The sequence below is a fragment of the Aeribacillus composti genome, assembly GCF_007827555.1.
Classification (GTDB): Bacteria; Bacillota; Bacilli; order Bacillales; family Aeribacillaceae; genus Aeribacillus; species Aeribacillus composti.
The window spans coordinates 80,280-105,915 of sequence record NZ_VISS01000010.1 but is presented as its reverse complement, the minus strand read 5'-3'; the positions used below and the strand labels follow the sequence as shown (position 1 = coordinate 105,915).

At 39.1% G+C, this 25,636-nt stretch carries 21 protein-coding genes; 20 read left to right on the top strand and 1 reads right to left on the bottom strand.

Annotated features, from left to right (window positions below; all coding sequences use genetic code 11):
• The 20 genes from FB379_RS07190 to FB379_RS07095 all read left to right on the top strand — a co-directional run.
• The coding region (locus FB379_RS07190) for an ATP-grasp domain-containing protein (protein ID WP_422386925.1) at positions 1-498 on the top strand (498 nt) is incomplete at its 5' end.
• Positions 499-1,137: 639 nt separating this feature from the next.
• Positions 1,138-1,479, top strand: coding sequence for an IDEAL domain-containing protein (locus FB379_RS07185; protein WP_063389111.1), 342 nt, complete (start codon positions 1,138-1,140; stop codon positions 1,477-1,479).
• A 900-nt stretch (positions 1,480-2,379) separates the two neighbouring features.
• Complete coding sequence (locus FB379_RS07180; RefSeq protein WP_144597642.1) at positions 2,380-4,308, top strand: sigma-54-dependent Fis family transcriptional regulator; 1,929 nt, start codon at positions 2,380-2,382, stop codon at positions 4,306-4,308.
• A gap of 205 nt (positions 4,309-4,513) precedes the next feature.
• Complete coding sequence (locus FB379_RS07175) at positions 4,514-5,503, top strand: thiamine pyrophosphate-dependent dehydrogenase E1 component subunit alpha (RefSeq protein WP_144597639.1); 990 nt, start codon at positions 4,514-4,516, stop codon at positions 5,501-5,503.
• Between the two features lie 25 nt (positions 5,504-5,528).
• Positions 5,529-6,548 (top strand): alpha-ketoacid dehydrogenase subunit beta, encoded by a 1,020-nt coding sequence (locus tag FB379_RS07170; RefSeq protein WP_144597637.1) that lies wholly within the window; start codon positions 5,529-5,531, stop codon positions 6,546-6,548.
• Between the two features lie 29 nt (positions 6,549-6,577).
• On the top strand, positions 6,578-7,963 hold the full coding sequence (locus FB379_RS07165; protein WP_144597635.1) for a 2-oxo acid dehydrogenase subunit E2: 1,386 nt from the start codon (positions 6,578-6,580) through the stop codon (positions 7,961-7,963).
• Positions 7,964-8,354: 391 nt separating this feature from the next.
• Positions 8,355-8,936 (top strand): class D sortase, encoded by a 582-nt coding sequence (locus FB379_RS07160; RefSeq protein ID WP_375338772.1) that lies wholly within the window; start codon positions 8,355-8,357, stop codon positions 8,934-8,936.
• A gap of 728 nt (positions 8,937-9,664) precedes the next feature.
• Entirely contained in the window at positions 9,665-10,681 is a 1,017-nt protein-coding gene (locus FB379_RS07155; RefSeq protein WP_066251427.1) for a LacI family DNA-binding transcriptional regulator, read from the top strand.
• Positions 10,682-10,757: 76 nt separating this feature from the next.
• A complete protein-coding gene (locus tag FB379_RS07150) occupies positions 10,758-11,639 on the top strand; it encodes a sugar phosphate isomerase/epimerase family protein (RefSeq protein ID WP_242009308.1) in 882 nt (293 codons plus the stop codon).
• 24 nt (positions 11,640-11,663) lie between these two features.
• Positions 11,664-12,839 (top strand): substrate-binding domain-containing protein, encoded by a 1,176-nt coding sequence (locus tag FB379_RS07145; protein ID WP_130156907.1) that lies wholly within the window; start codon positions 11,664-11,666, stop codon positions 12,837-12,839.
• 38 nt (positions 12,840-12,877) lie between these two features.
• Positions 12,878-14,041, top strand: coding sequence for a levoglucosan dehydrogenase (locus FB379_RS07140; RefSeq protein ID WP_063389101.1), 1,164 nt, complete (start codon positions 12,878-12,880; stop codon positions 14,039-14,041).
• Between the two features lie 62 nt (positions 14,042-14,103).
• A complete protein-coding gene (locus tag FB379_RS07135) occupies positions 14,104-15,603 on the top strand; it encodes a sugar ABC transporter ATP-binding protein (RefSeq protein WP_066251423.1) in 1,500 nt (499 codons plus the stop codon).
• A complete protein-coding gene (locus FB379_RS07130) occupies positions 15,584-16,588 on the top strand; it encodes an ABC transporter permease (RefSeq protein WP_144597631.1) in 1,005 nt (334 codons plus the stop codon). The genes FB379_RS07135 and FB379_RS07130 overlap by 20 nt, the downstream gene beginning before the upstream one ends.
• A 27-nt stretch (positions 16,589-16,615) precedes the next feature.
• The gene (locus tag FB379_RS07125) at positions 16,616-17,779 is read left to right on the top strand and encodes a Gfo/Idh/MocA family protein (RefSeq protein WP_144597629.1); all 1,164 of its coding nucleotides are present in this window, start codon (positions 16,616-16,618) and stop codon (positions 17,777-17,779) included.
• Complete coding sequence (locus FB379_RS07120; protein ID WP_144597627.1) at positions 17,776-18,747, top strand: sugar phosphate isomerase/epimerase family protein; 972 nt, start codon at positions 17,776-17,778, stop codon at positions 18,745-18,747. Before FB379_RS07125 ends, FB379_RS07120 begins: the two co-directional genes overlap by 4 nt.
• A gap of 499 nt (positions 18,748-19,246) precedes the next feature.
• Complete coding sequence (locus FB379_RS07115) at positions 19,247-20,455, top strand: ABC transporter substrate-binding protein (RefSeq protein ID WP_144597624.1); 1,209 nt, start codon at positions 19,247-19,249, stop codon at positions 20,453-20,455.
• 20 nt (positions 20,456-20,475) lie between these two features.
• Positions 20,476-21,348 carry a branched-chain amino acid ABC transporter permease gene (locus FB379_RS07110; protein WP_063389096.1) on the top strand — a complete coding sequence of 291 codons (873 nt, stop codon included), beginning with the start codon at positions 20,476-20,478 and terminating at the stop codon, positions 21,346-21,348.
• The gene (locus FB379_RS07105) at positions 21,345-22,343 is read left to right on the top strand and encodes a branched-chain amino acid ABC transporter permease (protein ID WP_117016885.1); all 999 of its coding nucleotides are present in this window, start codon (positions 21,345-21,347) and stop codon (positions 22,341-22,343) included. Before FB379_RS07110 ends, FB379_RS07105 begins: the two co-directional genes overlap by 4 nt.
• A 10-nt stretch (positions 22,344-22,353) precedes the next feature.
• On the top strand, positions 22,354-23,127 hold the full coding sequence (locus FB379_RS07100; RefSeq protein ID WP_144597622.1) for an ABC transporter ATP-binding protein: 774 nt from the start codon (positions 22,354-22,356) through the stop codon (positions 23,125-23,127).
• Positions 23,120-23,812, top strand: coding sequence for an ABC transporter ATP-binding protein (locus FB379_RS07095; RefSeq protein WP_130156897.1), 693 nt, complete (start codon positions 23,120-23,122; stop codon positions 23,810-23,812). The genes FB379_RS07100 and FB379_RS07095 overlap by 8 nt, the downstream gene beginning before the upstream one ends.
• A 594-nt stretch (positions 23,813-24,406) precedes the next feature.
• Here FB379_RS07095 and FB379_RS07090 read toward each other — a convergent pair.
• A complete protein-coding gene (locus tag FB379_RS07090; protein WP_144597620.1) occupies positions 24,407-25,519 on the bottom strand; it encodes a cobalamin-independent methionine synthase II family protein in 1,113 nt (370 codons plus the stop codon).
• Between the last annotated feature and the right edge of the window lie 117 nt (positions 25,520-25,636).

Genomic DNA, 25,636 nt, shown 5'->3' with positions numbered 1-25,636 from the left:
GTTTGTTGGCACATCTATTCTAACCAAGGAATCGGGTTCATGTCTCCTTTTTTGTTTCGATGTAAATTTATGTTAGTGATTTTGCTCATCTACAGTCAAAATGATGTTTTGTACGTACAAGAATATTTAGAAAACGACGGAAAAGATTTACGCATTTGTGTCATTGGAAAAGATATTTTCACCGCCTATTGGCGGGTTGGGGCGGAAGGGGAGTTTCTCCACAATGTTGCCCAAGGCGGAAGCCTCTGTTTTGAATTTATACCGCAAGAAGCTTGTGATCTTGTTTTGAATGTCTCGAAACAATTGAACATTAATCATGCCGGCTTTGATGTGCTAATAAGCGGAGGGCATCTTTATATTCTCGAGTTTAATGTTCTTTTTGGGAATATGGGCATCACAAAAAGTGGCTTATCAGTTGAAAAAGCAATTTATGAATATTTATTAAGTGAATTTGTGCCGCCTTTTCCAACATCACCGACTACAAAAAAGGTTATTTAAATCAATAAATGCTAAATGTTCATTTTTGTAGATTCATAGTGATACTTAATAAGGAAAAGACGGAAGAAATACAATAGTTTTTCTTATCATAGAGTGGGAAGCGGCCAATTGGAAATTTTTGTTTTTTAAATGGGAAATACAGTATGAGATTGCTTGTGGATAGAGCGTGCGCCAGCTTTGGAAAAGATGTTTAACGGGCTTCCTTCGTCGATTGTGTACATGCTTCAGGAAGAGCATGTAAAGGTTCATTTGCATGAAGAATTATTTTAAAAAAACTTTTTTTCTCGCTATTGCTCAGCTGATCACAAAGGGTAGATTTTTTCATCTTTAAACGAAAGGACAGCCGAAAGTTGCACTTTCCTTCAATAACGATTTGCCGCACAAAAGGTAAAATTTGAGCCGGCTGTCTGATTTATGTTTCACATGGAACAAATGTGCTGAACGTTTGTCTATTGCAATAAATATGAAAACATTTATTATAAGTTATATATTTGAAAAAATGGAATTTTAAAATTTTTATTATTTCCCAGGTTAAATTGTTTGCGTTCCCTTTATTATCATGTAATAATTTCTGTTAACAACTAGATATTTAGTATTTCAAAACAGATCTCTATAATACTGCAAGTGGTGGTGTATAAAATGGAAGGAATCAATCAGTTGCCAGTGAAAGTAGGGGATTGGGTAAAAGGAAAAACAAAAAGCGGCGAATTTATTTACGGTTATGTTGAAACGATAGATTCATCACAAAAGATTATAAGAGTAAAAGTTATGGCTTGTGACAATGAAATCGTCGTTGGTAAAACAGTTGAAACATTAAATCATTGGGTAAAAAAATTGCCCGTATCTCCAATAGAAAATGAAGAGCAGATTAAAGCATTAATTGATTTAGCCTTGTTAACAAAAGATGAAAATTGGTTTATGGAGCTGTCCAACAAATTAAAACAATTAACGAAAGAAAAGGAGAAAGAAAACATAATATAAATGAATAGGACAGCTCCGATGATAATTTTTTCACAATAATTTTTATGATCGTTTTAATACGATTCACGTTCCCCCGTTATAACTTTATGTTATCCTCCCAGAATATAGAGCATTTTATTATTTCAATATATTATACTTCTTTCCCATTGCCAAAAACCTTTATTCTTTTATAGCTGCCCACATTCCTACATTGTATATATTTTTTATCAGCTCAATTCAGTTGTTATGTAATGAAGGAAGACGTTTGAAAAACATCATCATACTGATCAATATTTGTTCACAATAGGGAGTTCTGCTTACATATGCAGAAGAACCGGCGGCATTTTTCAAAGTGATCGTTGGAACGTCGTTTCGTCTTTTTTTGAAGCATACTAAAAAATCACTGATTTTAAACATTAAGAATTACCGTTTAAATGCCATGAAGCCGTTTCATTTAGAAAGAACAAGGCTTTGCCAAATCACCATTCGATCAAGTTAATAACTGGTAATACAATTTCCAAACATATGCATAACGGAAAAAAGAGAATGATTTGGCCTTCCGTGCAGCAGCAAATAAGGCTGATTCCAATCTTTTGGAATCGGTTTTTTTTATGACCAATTTTGTACAATTTTGTCGATGTGTCCAGTACGATCGGCAACTGTAAATTTCTGTATTTACGGGATATCAAAAGAAGGGAGCCCCAATTTCTCATGATTGAAAAAGCAAAAGGGGGTTTCCAGCATTTTTGATTTAAAAAGTTTCAAAATAAAAGGAGCTTCATTCAGTGGATCGCTAGTTCTCACAGCTTTTTTGTAATGCTACAATAAAGGAGAATATTAAAAAATACGATAAACATTGTAAGCTGGCATGTGATGCGATTGGACGGAGAAGCTTCAATCAACAATTGAAGGAGGTGTTTTATGATGAAGAAAAGAGAGTATGTCAAACAATGTTGGAAGCGCTTTATTTTTGAAAATAAGCTCGACGAAAAATTATCTCCCATTGTAAAAGATTCATGGATTCGTTCCAAAGAAATGGAAGTTGACCCTTTTCAGCGATACGGTCAAATAAAAAAAATCGAAATAGACCATTACAAGCCTTTAATTGAATGTTCGGTTCCGTTTATGGAAGGATTGTATTCAATCGTAAAGGGCTCGGGTTTTTTAGTGATTCTTTGCAACGAAAAGGGACAGTTGTTAAAATCAATTGGCGACGCTGATACGTTAAAGATGGCAGCTGATATTCAATTTGTGGAAGGTGCCGATTGGAGTGAACAAGCAATGGGAACGAATGCAATCGGCACTTCGATTGTGATCAATCAACCTGTACAAATATATGCTGAGGAGCATTATTCGGAAATTTGCCAGGCATGGACGTGTTCGGCCGCGCCCATTCACGATTCAAAAGGAAAGATAATCGGCGTATTAAATGTTTCAGGCCCATATGAAAAGGTTCATCCACATACTTTAGGCATGGTAGTGTCAGCAGTGAAAGCCATTGAGTACCAGCTGGAGCTGATTGAAAAGACAGAAAAAAACATTATGATGCAAAGATTTCTTGAAGCGACTACCAATAATATGAAAGAGAGCATCCTCATTTTCGATACGGAAGGGCTCATTATTAAAGTGAATGATCAATTAAAAAAGCTGCTTCAATTGAATCATTCTTGCCTGGAAGGGAAAAAGATCAGCGAAGTTTTTAGCAACAAATCGATTATTTCCAATCGCCCTCGACATCTTCAAAATCATGAACTGCACTTAAAAATAAAACAGTCAAACAAAGTTTTTCATGTTCTAGTTGATAAACTCCCCATTTATAAAGACAGCCAATGGATCGGTTCAATGATGATTATAAAAGAGATTCAAAAGATAAGACAATTTATTAATCATTTATCTGGCAATCAGGCGAAAATCACTTTTTCTGATATGATCGGGAAGCATCCTCAGTTTCTCCAAAAAGTAAACGAAGCGAAGCTAGCAGCAAAAACGGACTCAAATGTATTAATTTTAGGAGAAAGCGGTACGGGAAAAGAAATGTTTGCACAAGCGATCCATAATGAAAGCGACAGAAAGCATAAGCCTTTTATAGCCATCAATTGCGGCGGAATTCCTCGAGATTTATTAGGAAGCGAACTGTTTGGTTATGCGGACGGTGCTTTTACCGGAGCGAAAAAAGGGGGAAGTGCAGGAAAATTTGAGCTTGCCGATGGCGGTACGCTTTTTTTAGATGAGATTGGAGAAATGTCTTTGGAAATGCAAGTATTGCTTTTGCGAGTCATACAAGAAAAGGAAGTGGTGCGAATCGGCGGGCATAAAGTTTTGCCTGTTGATGTTCGCATCATCGCAGCGACGAACAAAAATCTTCGGGAAGAGGTCGAAAAAGGAAGCTTTCGGGAGGATTTGTTTTTCCGGCTTAATGTCATGCCGATCACTTTGCCGTCATTGCGAGAAAGAAAAGAAGACATACCGCTCCTTGTTCATCATTTTATTGAAAAAAATTGTGAAAAGTTAAATAAGCCTTTTCCTGAAATCAAACCGGATTTTTTTCAAGCGTTAATACATTATCATTGGCCGGGAAACATTAGAGAATTGCAAAATATAGTAGAAAGAACTTTAAACAAATTGACGAAGCCTGTTTTAACTATTAAAGATTTGCCTGAGGAAATTATAAAAACGGACTCCAAGCCAAAAGCGGAAACGGTGTTTATTCATCGAGATGAAATGAAAAAGCAGTCGATCTTGCAAGCTTTACGTCTATATAACGGCAACATCACAAAAGCTGCGCAATATTTAGGGATATCACGAAGCACTTTTTATCGGCAAATGCAAAGATTTCAAATCCCTTATTAATATCATTTTGTTTCATTTCGTATCAAATTGTATCATTGTGTCTCTAAAAAGCGTCCCAAAACGGGACGTTTTTTTGTAGCATAAGAAAATCTTATTCATTTTCAATGAAACTAAATATATCAATCACGAAAAATGTAGTTTGGCACAATTTTTGCATTTAACTATTTGAAACCGTTTTCTATTTTGGTAGAAGGGAGAGAATACATTGGCAATTTCTAAAAATGATCTTTTATGGATGTATGAAAACATGTACAAAATCCGTTATTACGAAGACAAAATGGCAGAAGCTTATACTGAAGGGAAGAATCCGGTTTTCAATATTGGGGCTGGTCCTGTTCCTGGCGAAATGCATTTGGCAACAGGGCAAGAACCGGCAGCCGTCGGCATATGTGTCCATTTGAAAAAAGAAGATACGGTTACGTCGCCTCACAGGCCTCATCATCATGCCATCGCCAAAGGCGTTGACCTAAATAAAATGACGGCTGAAATTTTTGGAAAAGAAACCGGGCTTGGCAAAGGTAAGGGAGGACATATGCATTTGTTTGATCCGGATGTCAAGTTTTCCTGTGGAGGAATTGTTGGAGCAGGAATCCCGCACGCCCTTGGCGCAGCACTAGCTGCTAAGAAAAAAGGAAAAGACTGGGTTGCGGTTTCATTTATCGGAGAGGGAGCCGCAAATCAAGGAGCTTTCCATGAGTCATTAAATATGGCAGCACTTTGGAATTTACCTCTTATTGTGGTGATTGAAAATAATCAGTACGGAATTTCTGTTCCGAAAACAGCATCGACATCTGTAGCATCCAATGATGTTCGTGCAGCTGCATATGGCATTAAAGGATATTACGTCAAAGACAACGATCCGATCAGCATGTACGAAGTATCAAAAGAAGCAGTGGAACGCGCCAGACGAGGCGAAGGTCCATCGATTATTGAAATTGAAACATATCGTTACTTGGGACATTTCCAAGGGGATCCGGAGCTGTATAGAGATAAAAATGAAGTGTCGCTTCTTCGGGATAAAGATCCGATCATACGCCTTCGAAATCTATTAATCTCTGAACAAAACATAGCGGAAAACGATCTTGACATCATTGAAAATAAAGCAAAACAGGAAGTAGACGCTGCTTATCAATTTGCACGCAGCAGCAATTATCCGAATCCGGAAGATGCTTTAAAAGATTTATACGTTTCGTAAATAAACAGGAAAGGGGTTATAAGCTGTGCAAGGAACAAAAACGCGCTTGTTAACGGGAAATAAGGCCATGGCGGAAGCGATTAAATTGGAGATGGAGCGAGATCCAAACGTGTTTGTCATGGGGGAGGATGTCGGAGTTTACGGGGGTATCTTCGGATCGACAGAAGGGTTATTTCAACAATTTGGATCAGATCGAGTGATTGATACCCCGATATCTGAAACTGCATTTATTGGAGCGGCCATTGGCGCAGCAACCGAAGGAATGCGGCCGATCGTTGAATTGATGTTTGTCGATTTCTTCGGAGTTTGTATGGATCAAATTTATAACCATATGGCAAAAATCCCTTATATGTCGGGCGGCCGAGTGAAGCTGCCAATCGTGTTAATGACCGCTGTTGGCGGAGGGTATAGTGATGCTGCTCAGCACTCTCAAACTTTGTATGCAACGTTTGCGCATTTGCCGGGAATGAAAGTGGTGGCTCCATCCACTCCATATGATTTAAAAGGGATGATGATTTCAGCCATTCGGGATGATAATCCTGTAGTCTTTATGTTCCATAAAACGCTGCAAGGCTTAGGATGGATGGATCAATTAGACGCATCAGTCGGTCATGTGCCGGAAGAAGCTTACACGGTGCCGCTAGGAAAAGCAAACGTTGTCAGGGAAGGGAAAGATATAACAATTGTAGGGATTCAAATGACGACTCATCATGCATTGGAGGCTGCCAAAAAGCTGGAGCAAGAAGGAATTGAAGCAGAAGTCATCGATTTGCGTTCACTTGTCCCGTTAGATCGTGAAACAATCCTGCAATCCATTAAAAAGACTCATCGATTACTTGTAGTAGATGAAGATTATTTATCATACGGCATGACGGCGGAGATCGCTGCCATAGCTGCAGAGGAAGGCTTGTATGACTTAGAAGCTCCGGTCAAACGATTGGCTGTACCAGACGTGCCGATTCCTTTCAGCCGCCCGCTTGAACAGTTTGTTTTACCGAATGCAGAAAAAATTTATCAAGAAGCTGTAAAACTCGTTAATGAATAAATCTACCATTTCTTTCACAGGAGGCCAACATGATTATTGAAATTAAATTGCCGCAATTGTCGGAAGAATATAATGAGAGCTTAATTGCATTTTGGCATGTGTCAGAAGGGGATGCGGTGGAGCAAAATGACATACTTGTCGAAGTTCAAACGGAAAAGGCGGTTTCGGAGCTGCATGCACCTGCAAGCGGAATCGTGAAGGAAATCCGCAAAAAAAGAGGAGATACAGCATCTGTTGGCGAAGTGCTTGCAACAATTGAAACAGCTGAACGCGACGGGCAGCCTGACATCAAACAAGAAGAAACGAATGAAAGATTGAAAGAACAAGAAAGATCGGAAGGACAAGCAGCGACGGAGCAAAAAGTCGAGAAAAAGGCGACGCCGCGCGTGAAGAAATTAGCGAAAGAGCTAGGGGTGGATTGGCGGCTTGTGGAGCCGACTGGTTTAAACGGGAAAGTAACGGAAGAGGATATTCGCAACGAGCACAAGAAAAGGGAAAAAGAGAAGCAAACAAATTCTTCATTCATAGTTGCCGCTCCATCCGTGCGCAAATTTGCAAGAGAACATCAAGTGAATCTTGAAGAGGTAACTCCATCGGGTCCAAACGGCAAAATATTAAAAGAAGATATTGAGGCCGTGATCAAAAGACGCAAAAATCAGCTGCATGAGATGGAAAGTCCGCAAAAAAATCCGAAGGAAGAAACAAAGATCAATTCGATACAAGATGAATATATTCCGCTTTCAAACATTCGCAAACTCATTGCACGTTCAATGGTTCATTCGAAAAAGACGATTCCGCATGTAACACATTTTGATGAAGTGAATGTTACAAAGCTTGTTCAGCATCGGCAAAGCGTAAAATCATTTGCGGAAGAGGAAGCAATCAAACTCACCTATTTAGCTTATGTTGTGAAAGCATTGACGATCGTTTTGAAAAAATATCCACAATTAAACGCTTCCTTTCATGAAGAACGTGAAGAAATCATTTTGAAGAAACAATACCATATCGGTTTTGCGGCTGATACAGACCGCGGTCTTGTCGTTCCGGTCATACGGCATGCAGACCAAAAAACATTATTTCAAATTGCTAAAGAAATTCACGAGCTTTCCCTAAAGGCAAGAGATGGTTCTATTCAAGCGGATGAAATGACAGGCTCTACATGTACGATATCGAATATTGGATCAGCTGATGGCGCATGGTTTACACCGATTATCAACCATCCGCAATCGTGTATTCTTGGCATCGGCCGAATCGAGAAAAAAACTGTTGTGGTCGATGATTCGATTGAAATTGCATCCATGATGGCGTTATCGCTCAGTTATGATCACCGGATTATGGACGGAGTGTTGGCACAAAAAGCATTGAACGAGCTAAAAAAATATTTGAACGAGCCAAATTTCATTTTTGTCAATTAATGTGGGTTTGAAGAAATATAGACAAATTGGGGCTGTTCAGACAGTCAAATCTCCATTGAAAACAAAAAACATCAAATATCAACGTTTTTAAAATTTTAAAGGGGGCCGTCTATAAGCCGAAAAAGTCTTATAGACAAGCCCCTTTGTCCTTCACAACAATTTTAAATTCTGCCCTTGAGACGTTCTTACTTTTTTTACTTATTTCAGATCAATTGAAAACAGACCGACGCCTAGCATTTTTATGGGCTGCTTTAACAGGTTTCCCTAAGAACAGTAGCTGGGGTCCGATTATTTTATTTTTTGGTTTTCTCCGCAAAATGAAGCGGATGTCTTCTCGACTTTTTATGGTAAAATAATTAACAACAGTCTCAATTAAAGGAAGAGGATGCATGTGAAAAATTGGCTGCCCATTTTGTTTATTGGCTGTGGTTTGTTTTGTGTCGCATATGGCGGATGGAAGTTATGGTCAATGCACAGCGCACAAAATGAGGCATTGAAGGAAGCCCATCAGCTTGTTGGTGCAGAAGGTGTAAAGAAAAAGGAGAGAAGCGAAGTTGTACCAAGCGACTTTCAACCGAAAATGGACGAGGTGATTGGCATTTTGCACATCCCGAAACTTAAAGCACAATTGCCGATCGTTGAGGGGACGGATGAAGACGAATTGGAGAAAGGCGTCGGTCATTACAGAGGCACTGCTTTTTCTGGGCAAAACGACCAAATCGTTTTATCAGGACATCGGGATACAGTTTTTCGCAATGTTGGCGATTTAAAAATTGGAGATGAACTCATTGTTGAAATGGAGTATGGTCGTTTCACATATTTAATTCAGGAAACAGAGATTGTTGATGCCGATGATCGAACAGTGATCCGATCTACTGCTCCAAACGAAGTTTTAACGTTAACAACATGCTATCCGTTCGGTTATATTGGAAATGCGCCACAGCGATATATTATTTATGCGGTACCGGCATAATTCAGTGGAAAAACGAGCCCTTGCTATAAAGCATCAAGGGTTCTTTTTTGTTTTAATAAAGTCATTCAGCCGTCTATCGGTAACTGTTCATTTAGCATTTGAATGAAGTTAAATGAGCGGTAATTGAATGATAAATTTGGGGCTTTAATTGCAGATTAAGGCGATGTCGATTTCAAATTATTTCATAGTAAGATCCAATAGGCATTCATAAATAAAAAATTCTAATTTTTGATCGGAGAGTTGTTCGAGTTTTGTTTTTCAATATTTCATTACTGTACACGTGCATGTATGCTGGATGTCTCTTGCAATTGGCAGTATATTTTACACTTTACATCTGCATTTTGCTGAAAAAAAGACTGCTAAACTGTCTGGATGAATAATATTGGATTACCTGTTATGACCAGAAACCCGGTTTTTTTCTATTGGCACCCAATGGTTCAGTTATTGCTGTGATTGGATATTTGCCATCGGATACAATGTGTTGCGTAGTTTGAAGAATTGACTTTGTCAATCATTTAAAATGCCGCCTCGGAATATATAACAATTTGTTTTTTATTCTAAAAACCTTTTTTCCCTTTTAACGCTAATAAAGTTTTACAAACAATTAATTTTTAAAAAAGTAGAAAAAGTATTGCTTTTTATTTTGTAATCGATTACACTAGATTACAAATCTAGCATAAAAAATAATACAGCCAAAGGATTTTTATCTAGGAAATGGAGATCTGGATATGGTTAGAATTAGCGATGTTGCAAAAATGGCAAATGTGTCCACAGCTACTGTTTCCAGAGTTTTAAGCAATTCTGGGAACGTCAAAAAAGAAACGGCTGAAAAAGTATTGGAAGCAATCAAAAAGCTGAATTATCAACCAAATTTATTGGCTCGACAGCTGAGACGCTTAGAAACAAAAACGGTTCTTGTTGTAGTGCCTGATATAACAAATACATTTTTCTCAAAAATATTGAGAGGGATAGAGCAAGTAGCGATTGAAAACGATTACGAGGTCCTTCTCGGCGACACCGGGAATAGTTTAGAGCGTGAAAAAGGCTATTTAGATATATTGCGCCAGAAAAAAGCAGATGGAATGATTTTGTTGACCGCAAGACTTGAATCTCATTTATTAGAGGAGATTTCTCATGAATTCCCAGTGGTGCTCGCATGTGAATATTTGGAGGGATCGGATATTCCAACTGTTTCTATTGATAATATTAGCAGTGCCAGAAAAGCTACGGAATATTTGATCAGCTTGGGCCATAAACGAATAGGATTTTTATCAGGCCCAATGGACGTAATATTGAGCAGAGACCGCTTAAAGGGCTTCAAGCAAGGAATGATGCAGCATGATATTGCGATCGAACCGAATTTAATTCAAGAGGGAGATTTTTCATTTGAGAGCGGTTTTAATTTAATGACAAAACTGCTTGCGCTTACTGAACCGCCAACTGCTGTTTTTGCGTCAAGCGACGAAATGGCCATTGGAGCGATAAAAGCGATCAAAGCAAAAGGATTGAAAGTTCCAGATGATATCTCAATAGTTGGTTTTGACGATATTAAATTCGCATCTATTTTTGAACCTGCGCTAACAACTGTTTCACAGCCTATGTTTGAGATAGGTCAGAAAGCGATGGAATTATTAATAAAACTTATTCAGAAAGATAAGCTGGAAAAAAGCCAATATATATTAGAAGATCAACTGGTTATTCGCGAGACATGCAAAGAGAAGAAGAAAGATATGATTAAAATGTAATGGATTACAAAAATATACGCCTTATTTTCCCTATTTTTTTCATTTTAATGTAATCGATTTCATTTTATGGGAGGTGATGGCAGCTTTTCAATACGAATGGGGTAAAAAAGCAACTGATGAACATGTAAAAGAATTAGGAGGGGTAAAAATGAAGCTAGGCTACCAGACCAATACTTGGGGCGGTGTTGTTGGCCATCCGGCAGGGGTTACGTCAATTAAAGATCTTTACTATTTGGCAAATGGATCAACAGAAGAAGCATTAAAAGATATAGCTGCTTCCGGTTATAAAGGTTTTGAAATTTTTGACGGAAATTTGATGCAATATGTAGATAGAAAAAAAGATTTTCAAGCATTAATGAACGAGTACTCTTTAGATTTTGTGGCGGTGTATACAGGCGGAAATTTTATTTTTCCAGATATTTTGGAAGAAGAAATGTTGAAAATTGAAAAGGTTGCAGCATTTGCTTCCGAATTAGGCGCCAATCATCTAGTTGTCGGCGGGGGAGCTGTACGTTCAAACGGGATTTTAGAAAACGATTACATTCATTTGGCAAATGCATTAAATAAAGTTGTGGAGATTGCCCAAAAGTACGATTTAATCCCAAGTTATCATCCTCACCTGGGTACGATCGTAGAATCACCTGCTCAATTAGATAAGCTGATGCCTTTAACAACTATTAATCTATGTCCTGATACGGCGCATCTTGAGGCAGGCGGAGGCGATCCAATCGAAATTATCAAAAAATACTCATCTAGAATCAAATATGTCCACTTTAAAGATTATGATAATGGTCAATTTTTGCCATTAGGAAAAGGACACCAAAATTTTGAAGAGATGACGAGAGTATTGCAAGAATCTAATTATGACGGCTGGATCACGATAGAATTAGACAGCTATTCGGATCCAAAACAAGGTGCAGAAATCAGCAGAAATTATTTAAAAAATATTGGTTTGTAACATTTTATGAAAAGGGGATGGCTTATGAGAAAATTTTTCGCGATATTTTCCATATTTGCAATAATTAGCAGCCTTATTCTCGTCGGTTGTAATCAAAACAAATCAAACAATGAAAATAGCTCTTCTGATCAAAACAAATCATCATCTGAAGCTCCTGCATCAGGACCTATCACGATTAATAAGGAAATTTCAGATGATCAGTTAATTTTAAGTAAAGGCCCGCACGGGGAAACAGCAGTTTCCGCCAAAACATTGGAGCTGACCGAAGAGGAAATAGCAAAAATAAAACAAGGAAACTATAAAGCGGCGATTGTCATGCATTATGCAGGGAACGACTGGTCAACCGCCCAAATTGACGGGCTAAAAGCAACGTTTGAAAGAATGGGAATAGAAGTAGTGGCTGTAACGGATGCAGACTTTAAATCTGAAAAACAAGTTTCGGATATTGAAACAGTGCTTGCTAAAAATCCGGATATTATTGTCAGTATTCCAGTAGACCCGGTATCTACCGCTGAGGCTTATAAAAAAGCTGCTGAATCAGGCGTAAAATTAGTTTTCATGGATAATGCGCCTCAAGGGCTAGAACATGGAAAAGATTATGTGAGTGTTGTTTCAGCAGATAACTACGGAAATGGAGTTGCAGCAGCTGAAATTATGGCTGAAAAACTGGGCGGTAAAGGGAAAATTGGAGTTATCTTTCACGATGCTGATTTCTTTGTGACGAAACAGCGTACAGAAGCTTTCGAAAAAACAATTCAAGAAAAATATCCTGATATTGAGATTGTTGCACGAGGCGGTATAACAGATCCAAACGATGGTGAAAAAGTGGCTTCGGGTATTTTGACGAAAAATCCTGATTTAGACGGCTTGTTTGTCGTTTGGGATGTACCTGCTGAAGGTGCACTCGCAGCAGCACGGACAGCCGGGCGTGACGATTTAGTTATTACGACCATTGATCTAGGAACAAATGTAGCTTTGGAAATTGCTTCTGACGGTATTGTGAAAGGATTAGGAGCGCAGCTTCCGTATGACCAAGGAATTTCAGAAGCTATTTTAGCTGGATATGCATTGTTAGGCAAAGAAACCCCTCCGTATGTGGCAGTTCCAGCTTATAAAGTCACAAAAGAAAATGTTCTTGATGCATGGAAGCTTGTTTACCATAAAGAGGCACCAGATTCTATTCAGAGTGCAGCAAAATAATCATTATTCATTTTTTAAACTCAATGGGAGGTAAGGTTATGAAAAAGTTTAACATAGCAATGATCGGCGCTGGATTTATGGGGAAAGCCCATTCGCTTTCATATGCAGGTATGCCCATGTTTTTCTGGCCTGCTCCTGGAATCCCCCATCGCAAAACGGTTGTCGATGTTACGGATGAATTAGCAAAAGAGGCAGCTCAGCGTTTTGGTTTTGAAAGCTATTCTTCTAACTGGAGAGAGGTTATAGAAGATCCTGATATAGATATTGTTGATATTGTAACACCTAATGATACTCATGCTGAAATTGCCATTGCAGCGGCAAAGGCCGGCAAACATATAATAAGCGAAAAACCGTTGGCTAGAAATGCTGAAGAAGCAAAAAGGATGCTGGATGCTGTAAGAGAAGCAGGAGTTAAACATATGGTGGCTTTCAACTACAGAAGAACGCCAGCCGTAGCTTTAGCAAGAAAATATATTGAAGAAGGAAAAATTGGAAAAATACTGAATTTTCGCGGAACGTATTTGCAGGATTGGTCCGCAGATCCTCAATCACCTTTGTCCTGGAGATTCCAAAAAAAAGTTGCAGGTTCAGGTGCACTCGGAGATATTGGAACACATGTAATTGATTTTGCGCGGTATCTCGTTGGGGAGATCACAGATGTCATGGCAGTAACAAAAACATGGGTGCCGGAAAGACCGATTCAAACGAGCGGAGTTGATAAACTCGGCACAGTCAAAGGTGAGGCAGAGGCTCCTAAAGGTCAGGTTGACGTTGATGATGAATTTACAACGTTAGTAAAATTTGAAAACGGTGCCATCGGCAGTATTGAAGCAACACGTAATGCATGGGGAAGAAACAATTTCTTGACATTTGAAATCCATGGAGAAAAAGGGTCATTATATTTCAACTATGAACGACGTGATGAGCTGCAAGTTTGCTTTGCTGATGATCCAAGCGACAGCAAAGGATTTAGAACAATTTACACCGGTCCTGAGCATCCGTACGGTCAAGGATTATGGCCAATCCCAGCGTTGGGAATAGGGTATGGCGAAACAAAAATTATCGAAACTTATGATTTCATAAAATCCATTGTAGAAGATACTGAAGTTTCGCCGAATTTCTACGATGGCTATCAAATTGCCGTAATTTGTGATGCGATTTTAGAATCAGCTGAAAAAGGGATATGGGTAAATTTGAAATGAAAGAACAACTATTGAGGCTACTCTTGCTTTGAGTAGCCTCAAATTAAAAGAAGGTGATCAAAATGGACAAACCTTTATTATCAATGAAAGGAATTTCAAAATATTTTAACGGCATCAAAGTTTTAGACTCGGTTGATTTTACTTTAAACAAAGGTGAAGTTCATGCATTAATGGGGGGAAATGGCGCCGGCAAATCCACATTAATGAAAATATTAACAGGCGTCTATCAAGCTGATGAAGGTGAAATATATATTGAAGGAAACAAAGTAACGATTAAGGATGCGAACGATGCGAAAAACAATTATATTTCCATGATTTTTCAAGAATTTAGCTTAATCCCTTCACTGACTGTCGCTGAGAATATTTTTTTAGCTCGAGAGCCAAAAAATGCAATCGGGATACTTAATGATAAAAAGAGTATAGCCAGAACAAGAGAAATACTCAAGGAAATGGAAATTGACATCAATCCAAAGGATATCGTCGGAGATCTTGGTGTTGGGTACTGGCAAATGACTGAAATAGCAAAAGCTTTGTCGCATGAGACAAAAATATTAATTATGGATGAACCTACATCATCCTTAACGGAAAAAGAAACAGATGTTTTATTTAAAATCATCAATAAGTTAAAAAAGAAAGGTATTTCTATCATATATATCTCACACCGTATGGACGAGATTTTTAGAATATGCGATAAAATTACCATTTTACGTGATGGAAAAAAAGTTGCAACTGAACAATGTAATCAAATCGATATGGAAACTGTCATTCAGCATATTGTAGGGGATGATTTAGATAAATCGTTTGAATGGAAAGAAAGATATTATTCGACAGAGGGAACTCCAGTCTTAGAAGTCAAAAATTTAACTTCCAACTCCAAAGTAAAAGATATCAGCTTTCAGCTCTACTCAGGAGAGATTTTAGGAATTGCTGGATTAATGGGGAGCGGAAGATCTGAATTAGCGCGTGCCATTTTTGGCATTGACCCAATAAATAAAGGTGAAATTTATATAAAAGGCAAGAAGCATACAATCAAAAGTCCATCAGATGCGGTTAATGCCGGCATAGCACTTATTCCAGAGGACCGGAGGCTGCAGGGGTTAATTCTAGATTATAGTGTGAAAGAAAATACGATTTTACCGATTCTATCAAAATTAAAAAAAGGAATTTTCATCGACCATCGCAAGGCTAATATGATAACGGAAAAATTTGTAAAAAGACTAAATATTAAAACAGATCATATTTTTAAAACAGCAAAGCTGTTGTCTGGGGGCAACCAGCAGAAAATTGTATTAGCGAAATGGCTTGCTAATGACCCTGAAATATTAATTTTAGATGAGCCTACGATCGGTGTAGATATTGGCGCAAAAACCGAAATCATAGATATTATTCGTGAATTAGCTGACAGCGGGAAATCAATCATCGTCATTTCTTCTGAGCTGCAGGAGCTGTTAGCGGTAAGTGATCGAATTCTAGTAATACATGAAGGAAGAAATGTGAAAGAACTAAAAAGAAAGGAAATTCATTCAGAGGAGGTTCTCCAGCATGCTATCCAAGGACATTAAATTTAATGAGCAAGATCAGTTGCAAAATAACCTAAGTCCTTCGAAACGATCAATGGCATTTGATTGGCGCAATTATATTGTATATATAGCTTTTATTGGAGTGTTAATCTATTTTTCCGTTACGTTATATGACGATGGTTTTCTATCAACATCAAACTTATTGAATATCGCCCGCCAAACGGCGATGATTTCGATTATGGGAGTTGCGATGACTTTTGTAATCAGCACGGGCGAAATTGATCTTTCTGTCGGATCTATTACGGCGTTATCCTCTTTAACAGCAGCATTAGCGCTGCAAGCTGGCTTCGGCTTGATCGGGGGTCTGTCAGCTGGATTAGGAACCGGTTTGTTAGTTGGATTAGTAAACGGTTTTCTAGTTACGAAGATCGCCATCCCCTCATTTTTAGTTACGCTTGGGATGATGGAAGCGGTAAAAGGCTTGGCGATGTGGATAACAAATACTGCACCAGTGCCGATTGTCCATTCTACGTTTAATTATTTATTTGGTTCAGGAGATATCGGACCGATTCCTATTTTATTGATTTGGACAGTTGTGATTACAGTTATCGGCCATATTTTATTGAAAAAAACCGCGTTTGGCAGGCAGACATTAGCAACCGGGGGAAATGAAATTGCTGCCAAATATACAGGAATCAAAACGAATCGAATTAAATTTATTGTGTTTCTAGTTTCCGGTTTAATGGCAGGATTTGCTGGCTTATTATATGCCGGCCGGATGCATTCCGGGAGGTTTACATTTGGTGAAGGCGACGAACTATCCGTTATTGCTGCTGTAATTCTTGGCGGAACAAGCCTATTCGGGGGAGTCGGAACCGTTATCGGCACCGTTTTTGGTTCTATCATGATTGGAACAATAAACAATGGATTAATCATCATGGGGCTTGATGTAAGCCAGCAGATGATTATTAAAGGGTTGATCATCATTTTGGCCGTGGCGTTCGGAAGGAAAACGTTAAAAAAATAATCATCCAAAAGAAAAGGAGCATTGTTTATGTCAGTTATCAAAGTAGGCGTAATCGGGACAGGGTTTTCTGCCAAGTCGCACATAGAAGCACTGAGAAGATTAAAGTGTGTTGAAGTGGCTGCAATTAGTGCCAGAACATTAGAGAAGGCAAAAAAAGCAGCCGAACAATTTGGGATCCCAAGGTATTATGGAAATGAAGATGATTTAATAAATGATCAAGAAATAGATGTCGTTCATAATTGTACTCCTAATTATTTGCATTATTATATCAATAAAAAAGTTTTAGCTGCCGGCAAGCATTTGCTGTCAGAAAAGCCGTTAGCAATGACGAGTGAAGAATCGAGTGAATTAGTAAGGTTAGCCGAAACAAAAAAGGTCGTCGCAGGAGTATGCTTCAACTACCGTCATTATCCGCTAGTTGCCCAAGTGAAAGAGCTGATGGCCAGCGATGAATACGGTCCGGCACATTTAGTGTATGGAACGTATCTTCAAGATTGGCTCCTGTATGATACTGATTACAACTGGCGTTTAAATGAGGAAAAAAACGGCAGATCACGTGCGATTGCTGACATCGGTTCCCATTGGTGTGATACTATTCAATATGTTCTCAATCAAAAGATTGTCGAGGTATTTGCTGATTTAAAAACGGTTTATCCTGTAAGGAAAAGACCGGTTGGAGAAATCGAAACCTTTAAAAGTGGAGGTCAAGATTCTTTCGAAGAAATAGAGATTAATAGCGAAGATTGCGGCAGTGTGCTGGTTCATTTTGAAAATGGAGCACATGGGGTATTCACCGTTTCGCAAGTAAGTGCTGGAAGGAAAAATTTCTTTACGTTTGAAATTGCCGCGCAAAAGAATACTATTTATTGGAATCAGGAAGAGCCAAACAAAATATGGATTGGACGCCGTGATCAGGCGAATATGGAGCTAGTACGGGATCCTTCCTTGCTATCTGACTTTTCTTCTTCGCTGGCGCATTACCCTGGCGGTCATCCAGAAGGATGGCCAGATGGTTTAAAAAACTTATTCATTGATTTTTATAAAGCAGTAAAAGCACATCCAAATCCAGCCTCTTCGTCCTTTGCCACTTTTGAAGACGGACACTACATTATGAAGCTGATTGAGGCTATATTAAAAAGCCACGAAGAGAAAAGATGGGTCAAGGTTGAGACAGGGGAGGTATTGAAATGAAATTAGGCGTTTTTACCGTACTTTACCAAGACCTGCCGTTCGAGGAAATGCTTGATAAAGTGCGAGAAATGGGGATAGAGGCGATAGAATTGGGGACTGGCAATTATCCGGGCAATAAACATTGCAATCCGGATGAATTGCTTGAAAACAGCATGAAACTAAAAGAATTTCAGCGGGCCATTGAAAGCAGAGGGCTGACGATAAGCGGTCTAAGCTTTCATGGCAACCCGCTTCACCCGGACAAGAAGTTTGCGGCTGAATCCCATGATGTATGGAGAAAAACAGTGCTGTTAGCAGAACGTTTGGGAGTATCAGTTGTGAATGGGTTTTCCGGATGTCCAGGCGATCATCCAAATGCGAAATACCCTAATTGGGTTACTTGTTCCTGGCCTCCGGAATATATGGAATTACTGGAATGGCAATGGAATGAAGTGACAATACCGTATTGGCGGGAAGAAGCAAAATTTGCCAAATTGCATGGTGTAAATAAAATTGCTTTTGAAATGCACCCAGGTTTTATTGTTTACAATCCTGAAACTTTATTAAAGTTAAGAGAAAATGTAGGGCCAAGTATTGGAGCGAATTTTGATCCAAGCCATCTCATTTGGCAAGGCATTGATCCTGTTGAAGCAATAAAAAAATTAGGACGTGAAAATGCCATATTTCATGTACACGCTAAAGATACTTATTTGGATCAAGCAAATATACAAGTGAATGGCGTTTTAGATACAAAGCATTACAGTAAAATTTTGGACCGATCATGGACATTTCGGTCGGTTGGCTATGGCCAAGGTGAAAAAGTGTGGAAGGATATTGTAAGTGCTTTGCGTGCTGCCGGATATGATTATGTTCTTTCAATTGAACATGAGGATATGCTGGCATCCATTGATGAAGGATTAGGAAAGTCAGTAAGCTTATTAAAGCAAATTCTTTTTAAAGAAGAAGTTGCTGAAATGTGGTGGGCATAACAGTCACATTTGTAAAGGCAATCCCTAGGGAATTTTGAGAGTCCCTAGGGTTTTTTATTTGGGTTACGATGGGCATCACTTTTAATGCGAATTTTCTTGCGGAAAATCCTCTGCAAATAAAAGCTTAGGATATTCATCTGTCTTTCTAAAGCAATTACGAATAAAATTTATTCATCAAGCCATTTGTTTGTATGACGAGTGTAAAAAAAATAAATAATAAAATTTTCGTTTTTAAAGAAAAAATGAAGATTGAATGATGAGGAAAATAAGAATTTACAGCGTTTTCTGCGACGATCATAATTTTCATTGACTATATGTTTTTTTGACGAAATGAATAAAAAATATTGAAATTTTAAAAATTCAGATATATTATAATATTTGAAATATTAGTTCCGGAGGAAAAGGGAGGAGAAAAGAAACCCAGAAAAATGAAAGCGTTTTAAAAAAAGGGGAGGCGAATTCTGAAAGCGTTTTACTTAACAAGTACGGGGGGATTTTGATGAAAAGGAAGTTATTTTTGATTATGCTGGTTGTTTTCTTAGCCGTTTTATCGGCTTGTGGCAACAGCGCGATTCAGTCAACATCGAAAAAAGAGGAAGGCGGGAGCAAAAGCGGAGGAACAATAAAAATTGGTGTGCTGCTTCCAGATTCAGGGGTTTATGCTTCACTTGGAAAGCATTTGCACAAAGGTATGGAGCTGTATTTTGACAGCATTGATTGGAAAATTGGCTCCAAAAAAATCGAAATTATTAAAGAAGACAGTGAAGCTGATCCGCAAGTAGCATTAAGGAAAGCGAGAAAATTGATTGATCAAGATAAAGTGGACATTTTAACAGGAACGGTAAGCACGGCGGTAGCCTATGCCATTCGCGATGAAGTGGATAAGAAAAAAATTCCGTTCCTTGTTTCGCATGCGGGAGGAAATGATTTAACGAGAAGCAAACGAAGTGACTATATTTGGCGTTCTTCTTTTTCCTCGTGGCAGATTGGCAATTCATTAGGAGAATGGGCGTTTCATAACGTAGGAAAGACAATGTACATTGCAGCAGCAGATTATGCGTTTGGACGGGAAGTATCTGAAGCGTTTAAAGAAGCTTATACTGCCGCAGGAGGAAAAATTGTCGGTGAAGTTTACCCGCCTCTCGGAAACAATGATTATTCCTCTTATTTGACCACGATTAAAAATGCAAAGGCTGAAGCAGTATATGCATTTTTCGCAGGAAGTGATGCGGTGAGATTTGTTCAGCAATACGATCAATTCGGGTTAAAAGAAGATAAGAAATTAATTGGTTCCGGCTGGCTTGTTTCAGAGGACGTGCGGAAATCACAAGGAAACGCAGGAGTTGGAACAATTTCCTCTATTTTCTGGGATTATAGTATAAAAACAGAAGAAAATAGACAGTTTAAAGAGGCTTTTGAAAAGAAATATAATGAACGCCCGACCATTGAAGCATTGGAAGGCTATGATGCTGCCAAAATTATCGCAGAAGCGCTGACAACGCTTGACGGCGACGCCTCAGATCCAGATAAAGTGGTAGAAGCGATTTCTAATGTTGAATTCATAAGCCCGAGAGGCCCGATTAAGTTTGACAAGGAGACCCACCACGTTATTCAAAACATGTATATCATTGAAACCAAGCTTGTGAATGGACAGACGGAAAACGAAGTGATTGAAATTATTGAAGAGGTGAGAGATCCAGGAAAATAGTAAAAAAAGAGGTGATAATCATGGATATTATCGGGGCGCAGCTAGTAAACAGCATTTCATACGGGCTTTTGCTCTTCGTCATTACATGCGGATTGTCGCTCGTCTTTGGCATTTTAGGAGTATTGAACTTGGCGCATGGATCGTTGTATATGATAGGAGCTTATGTCTCATATTCGATTACCGTCCATTCTGGACAAAATTTTTGGCTTGCCTTAATCATTGCACCTTTAGCAGTAGCCGTTTGCTCTCTCATTATTGAAATGATCTTATTGCGGCCGACTTATCAGCTAGGGCACCTGTCACAAGTATTGTTAACATTTGGACTTGCGTATGTCATTCATGATATGACAGCGGCGATATGGGGATCGGATGTTTTATCGATCCCTTTGCCTCAAAGTTTATCAGGTACGGTAACCTTATTTAATCAAGCCTTTCCTGTCTATCGTTTAGCTGTAATTGCAATAGGTTTAATTTTAGCGGGGCTGTTGTGGTTCATTCAAGAAAAAACGCGCTGGGGGGCGATCATTCGCGCTGGACTGAGCGATAAAGAGATGATATGTGCTTTAGGCGTAAATATTCAACTAGTTTTTACCGTCGTGTTTTTCATAGGGGGATATTTAGCAGGTTTTGGCGGAGTCATTGCTGCGCCGATCCTCGGGCTTTATCCAAGCATGGAATTCCAAACGCTTATTTTGGCATTAGTTGTTCTCGTTATAGGGGGCTTAGGGTCGATCGCTGGAACGTTTGTGGCCAGCTTAACGATTGGGATTGTTGAGACTTTTTGCCGATTTTTAGTTCCTGAGTTAAGCTTGTTCGTTGTTTTCGGATTAATGGCGGTCGTCTTAATCGTCAAACCGAACGGATTGCTCGGAAGGCAGGTGGTTAAGCATTGAACAAAAAAGGTTTCGCTCTTATTGCCGCAGTTATGTTGCTCATCTTTTCCCCCTTTATCTTTTCTTTGTTTTATTTAAATTTGGTAACTGAAATTTTAATTTTAGCTATTTTCGCTCTTAGTTTAAATATTTTGGTCGGATATACCGGGCTGGTTTCGCTTGGCCATGCGGCGTTTTTTGGAGTCGGGGCTTATATGTCCGCCATTCTTGCAAGGGAGATATCTCCAAACTTTTTCCTTACTCTTTTCGCCTCACTTGCGGCTGCAATCATTGCATCCGCCATCATCGGAATTTTTTGCGTAAAGGTGAGCGGCTTTTATTTTCTTATGTTAACATTGGCTTTTTCGCAAATGATTTATTCATTTGTCCACCAGTCAACAACTATCACGGGCGGTTCAAACGGATTATCAGGCATTCCAAGCCCTTTAATTGGATCACTTGATTTTTCAAACCCGGTTTACTTTTATTATTTGATATTGCTTTTGTTTATATTGATCTATGGCGGTTTAAGCCTCATCGTACACTCCCCTTTTGGGCAAGTATTAATAGGGATTCGCGAAAACGAAACAAGATTGAAATCGATGGGCTATCATACAACACTATATAAGCTTGCCGCATTTGTTATAGCTGGCGGGCTCGGCGGAGTAGCAGGATCGTTATATACAAGCTTTAACAGCTTCATTTCGCCTAGCGATGTATATTGGACGATGTCTGGCTCTGTTTTAATTATGGTTCTTATCGGCGGTTCTGGAACAATGATCGGGCCCGTTTTGGGCGCAGCTTTTATCGTCATTTTAGAAACGATTGTCAGCTCTTATACGACCATGTGGATGATGATTATCGGGATTATCTTTATCTTGTTTGTCGTATTTTTCCCAAAAGGAATTGTCGGGCTTGGAAAATTGCTCTTGCAGTCGTTTTCAAAATCCAACAAGCTGTCAGCTATTTCCGGAAAAAAATCCAATGCGTTGTATAACAATGATGTGAAGAATTGAGGGATGGGGCATGGAGAATCATGTAATCTTGAAGATTGATCGCGTGGGCATGCATTTTGGCGGTCTTGAAATTCTTAAGGATGTTTCATTGGAAGTGAAAAAAGGTGAGCGGATAGGCATTATCGGTCCGAATGGAGCCGGGAAAACGACCTTTTTCAACATTTTAACCGGCGACCTGAAGCCGAGCAGCGGGTCTATTTATTATAAAGGAGAAAATATAACGAATGTTGCCAACTTTAAACGGACAAACGCCGGAATCGTCCGTACCTTTCAACGAAACAATTTGTTGAATGAACTGACGGTGCTTGACAATTTATTATTAGTTTTACAGCGGAAACATCATTTGCAAAACGTGTGGTTTAAAAAGAGAAACGAAAAAAAATACCCGAAGCTTTTCGAGGAAGCAAACCAATTGATCAAAACTTGGGGATTGGAAAAGCGTGCAAATGAAATAGTGAAAAAGCTGTCATACGGCGAACAGCGGCAAATCGAAATTTTGCTTGGCATTGCGATCAATCCGCAAGTTTTATTATTAGATGAGCCGACTGCCGGCATGTCGCAGGCGGAAACGGATTATATTGTCGATTTGCTGCACAATTTGCCGAAGGACTTGACCGTTTTAATTATTGAGCATGATTTGGAGGTCGTATTTGGACTGGCGGATAGAATGGTCGTTTTATATGACGGAGGGATTCTCATTGACGGCGATCCAAATGAAGTGAGAAACGACAGGAGGGTGAACGAAATATATATTGGAAAGGAGGAAGCGGCAGCACATGCTTAAAGTTTCAGATTTAAATACATTTTACGGCGACAGCCACGTCCTCCATAATGTTTCGTTAACGGTTGAACAAGGCAAGGTAACCGTCCTGCTGGGAAGAAACGGAATGGGGAAAACAACAACGATTCATTCTATCATGGGAATCATTCAATCAAAAAAAGGAAAAATTGTGCTTGAAGAACAGGAAATTCAATCAAAGACGAGCTTCCAGGTTTCGAAATTAGGCGTTGCTCTTGTTCCACAAGGGAGAAGAATATTTCCGAATTTGACTGTAAAGGAGAATTTAATGACCACTTATAGGCCTGCCGAAAATGGCTGGACATTAGAACAAATTTATGACACGTTTCCAAGGCTGAAAGAAAGAGAAGCATCGATGGGAGGGGCTTTGAGCGGGGGAGAGCAGCAAATGCTCTCAATTGGACGCGCTTTGCTAACGAATCCTAAATTACTGCTGCTTGACGAGCCGTCAGAAGGATTGTCCCCATTGATGGTTCAGGAAGTGAAACGAATTATTCGTGAATTAAAGAAGCAAGGTCTTACAATGCTTTTAGTTGAACAAAATTTATCGATGGCGCTTGAGCTTGCAGACCGCATATATATTTTAAACAAAGGCTCGATCGTGTTTGAAGGCTCTCCCGACGAATTAAGCTCTGCTGTAAAGCATAAATATTTGCTGTTAAGTTCGTAAATTGTTCAGAAACATCTGATGATGATACTGTCAAAAAGAAAAAGGGGCTCTTAGAAAGTCAAATCGCCATTGAAAACAAAAAATCACAACGTTTCTAAAACATTAATGGGGGCGTCAATAAGCCGTAAAAACGACTTATTAAACACCCCTTTTTACATATTTTCCAGAATAATAGAACGGAAGAAACAGGTCATTACGGTGATTTTCCTCAATAATCTGATGAGCGGGCAGCACCTTATTTTGGAAAAATAAATGTCAGTAACTCGCAATCAAATTTTCCAAAAGAAAAACAGAGCTGCTGCAATTTACGGTTTCCTGGCGTATCATTTCTAGAAATATTGATTCTTGATGCATAACCCGAATAGAGCTTTCGCAAAGCAGAAAAAGGTTCAATTTGGAACTCTTACATGCTGCGATTGCTTCGGAATGAACGATGAAATCAATCCATATAGGTAAAGCAAGCTGCTGCCCTTTATCGAAATTCCGCCACATTCTTTCCACAAGCCTCGCTTAATTGACAGTTCATTGCACGAAATTCACGCTCAACAGGCTCTTAACATTACACACTTATGTAAGTATTTCTTTAGTAAACGATTATTTCCAAACTTCTTCGGCAATTTCTACGACATGGCGAAGTTTTGCCCATTGCTCGTCCTCTGTGAGCAGGTTTCCTTCCTCAGTTGATGCAAAACCGCACTGAGGGCTTAAGCAAAGCTGATTGAGATCAACAAATCGGGATGCTTCATCAATGCGCTGTTTAATTTCATCCTTATTTTCTAATTCTCCAAATTTTGACGTGATCAAGCCGAGAACGATGGATAAATTTGACCGGTTTACGAAGCGAAGGGGTTCAAAGCCGCCGGCTCTTTCGCTGTCGTATTCCAAAAAGAAGCCGTCCACATTTACGCCTTCAAACAATATTTCCGCCACTGGCTCATAGCCGCCGGATGAAATCCAAGTGGAACGGAAATTGCCTCGGCATATGTGCATCGTAATTCTCATATCATCAGGACGATTGGCAACAGCTTCATTAATTGTTTTCGCATACAATTGTCCTAACGTATCCGGATTTAAGCCGCGGGCCCGCATTTGCTCCTTTTGCTCTTCTGAACAAAGATATGCCCATGATGTATCATCCAGCTGCAAATAACGGCATCCAGCATCGTAAAATGCTTGAATCGCTTTTTTATACGTTTGGGCTAAATCGTGGAAAAACTCGTCTTGATCTTCATAAGCGCTTTTTTCAATCGTCCCTCTGAAATGAAGCATGCTCGGGCTCGGGATAGTCATTTTGGCTGTATGGCCGGAAGCGATGCTGTTTAGAAACTTAAAATCTTCAAGCATCGGATGGCCGTTGAAATCTAGTTTGTCAACAACTTTAATAGAATGAGATTTTGTTTGTTTTTGATGGAATTGGATTCCGGTCTCTGTGTCGTATCCTTCCACACCTACTAAATTTTCAAGGAAGTCAAAGTGCCACCAAGCTCTTCGGAATTCGCCGTCTGTCACCGCTTTGAGGCCAATTTCCTTTTGTTTTTCGACGATGCGTGTGATTTCTTCGTTTTCCACCTCTCTTAATTGCTCAGCTGTTATTTCCCCATTTGCTTTTTTCAATCGGGCTTGTTTAATTCGGTCTGTTCTTAACAGACTGCCTACATGATCTGCTCGGTAAGGCGGCAAGTGGCGTTGCAATGATTGATGGGACATATGCTGTTTTCCTCCTTCTCCGGTTGAAATATTATGAATAATAACAAAAAATAAAAGAAAAGTAAACTTTATAAGCAGGGGATTTTTCATTAGAGAGGTATGAATGACATTTTTTTG

Coding starts and splice junctions, on each gene's coding strand:
- FB379_RS07095 (WP_130156897.1), top strand. CDS start 23,120: ATGCTTAAAGTTTCAGATTTAAATACATTTTACGGCGACAGCCACGTC.
- FB379_RS07110 (WP_063389096.1), top strand. CDS start 20,476: ATGGATATTATCGGGGCGCAGCTAGTAAACAGCATTTCATACGGGCTT.
- FB379_RS07145 (WP_130156907.1), top strand. CDS start 11,664: ATGAGAAAATTTTTCGCGATATTTTCCATATTTGCAATAATTAGCAGC.
- FB379_RS07135 (WP_066251423.1), top strand. CDS start 14,104: ATGGACAAACCTTTATTATCAATGAAAGGAATTTCAAAATATTTTAAC.
- FB379_RS07155 (WP_066251427.1), top strand. CDS start 9,665: ATGGTTAGAATTAGCGATGTTGCAAAAATGGCAAATGTGTCCACAGCT.
- FB379_RS07165 (WP_144597635.1), top strand. CDS start 6,578: ATGATTATTGAAATTAAATTGCCGCAATTGTCGGAAGAATATAATGAG.
- FB379_RS07185 (WP_063389111.1), top strand. CDS start 1,138: ATGGAAGGAATCAATCAGTTGCCAGTGAAAGTAGGGGATTGGGTAAAA.
- FB379_RS07090 (WP_144597620.1), bottom strand. CDS start 25,519: ATGTCCCATCAATCATTGCAACGCCACTTGCCGCCTTACCGAGCAGAT.
- FB379_RS07140 (WP_063389101.1), top strand. CDS start 12,878: ATGAAAAAGTTTAACATAGCAATGATCGGCGCTGGATTTATGGGGAAA.
- FB379_RS07125 (WP_144597629.1), top strand. CDS start 16,616: ATGTCAGTTATCAAAGTAGGCGTAATCGGGACAGGGTTTTCTGCCAAG.
- FB379_RS07150 (WP_242009308.1), top strand. CDS start 10,758: ATGGCAGCTTTTCAATACGAATGGGGTAAAAAAGCAACTGATGAACAT.
- FB379_RS07100 (WP_144597622.1), top strand. CDS start 22,354: ATGGAGAATCATGTAATCTTGAAGATTGATCGCGTGGGCATGCATTTT.
- FB379_RS07115 (WP_144597624.1), top strand. CDS start 19,247: ATGAAAAGGAAGTTATTTTTGATTATGCTGGTTGTTTTCTTAGCCGTT.
- FB379_RS07180 (WP_144597642.1), top strand. CDS start 2,380: ATGATGAAGAAAAGAGAGTATGTCAAACAATGTTGGAAGCGCTTTATT.
- FB379_RS07120 (WP_144597627.1), top strand. CDS start 17,776: ATGAAATTAGGCGTTTTTACCGTACTTTACCAAGACCTGCCGTTCGAG.
- FB379_RS07130 (WP_144597631.1), top strand. CDS start 15,584: ATGCTATCCAAGGACATTAAATTTAATGAGCAAGATCAGTTGCAAAAT.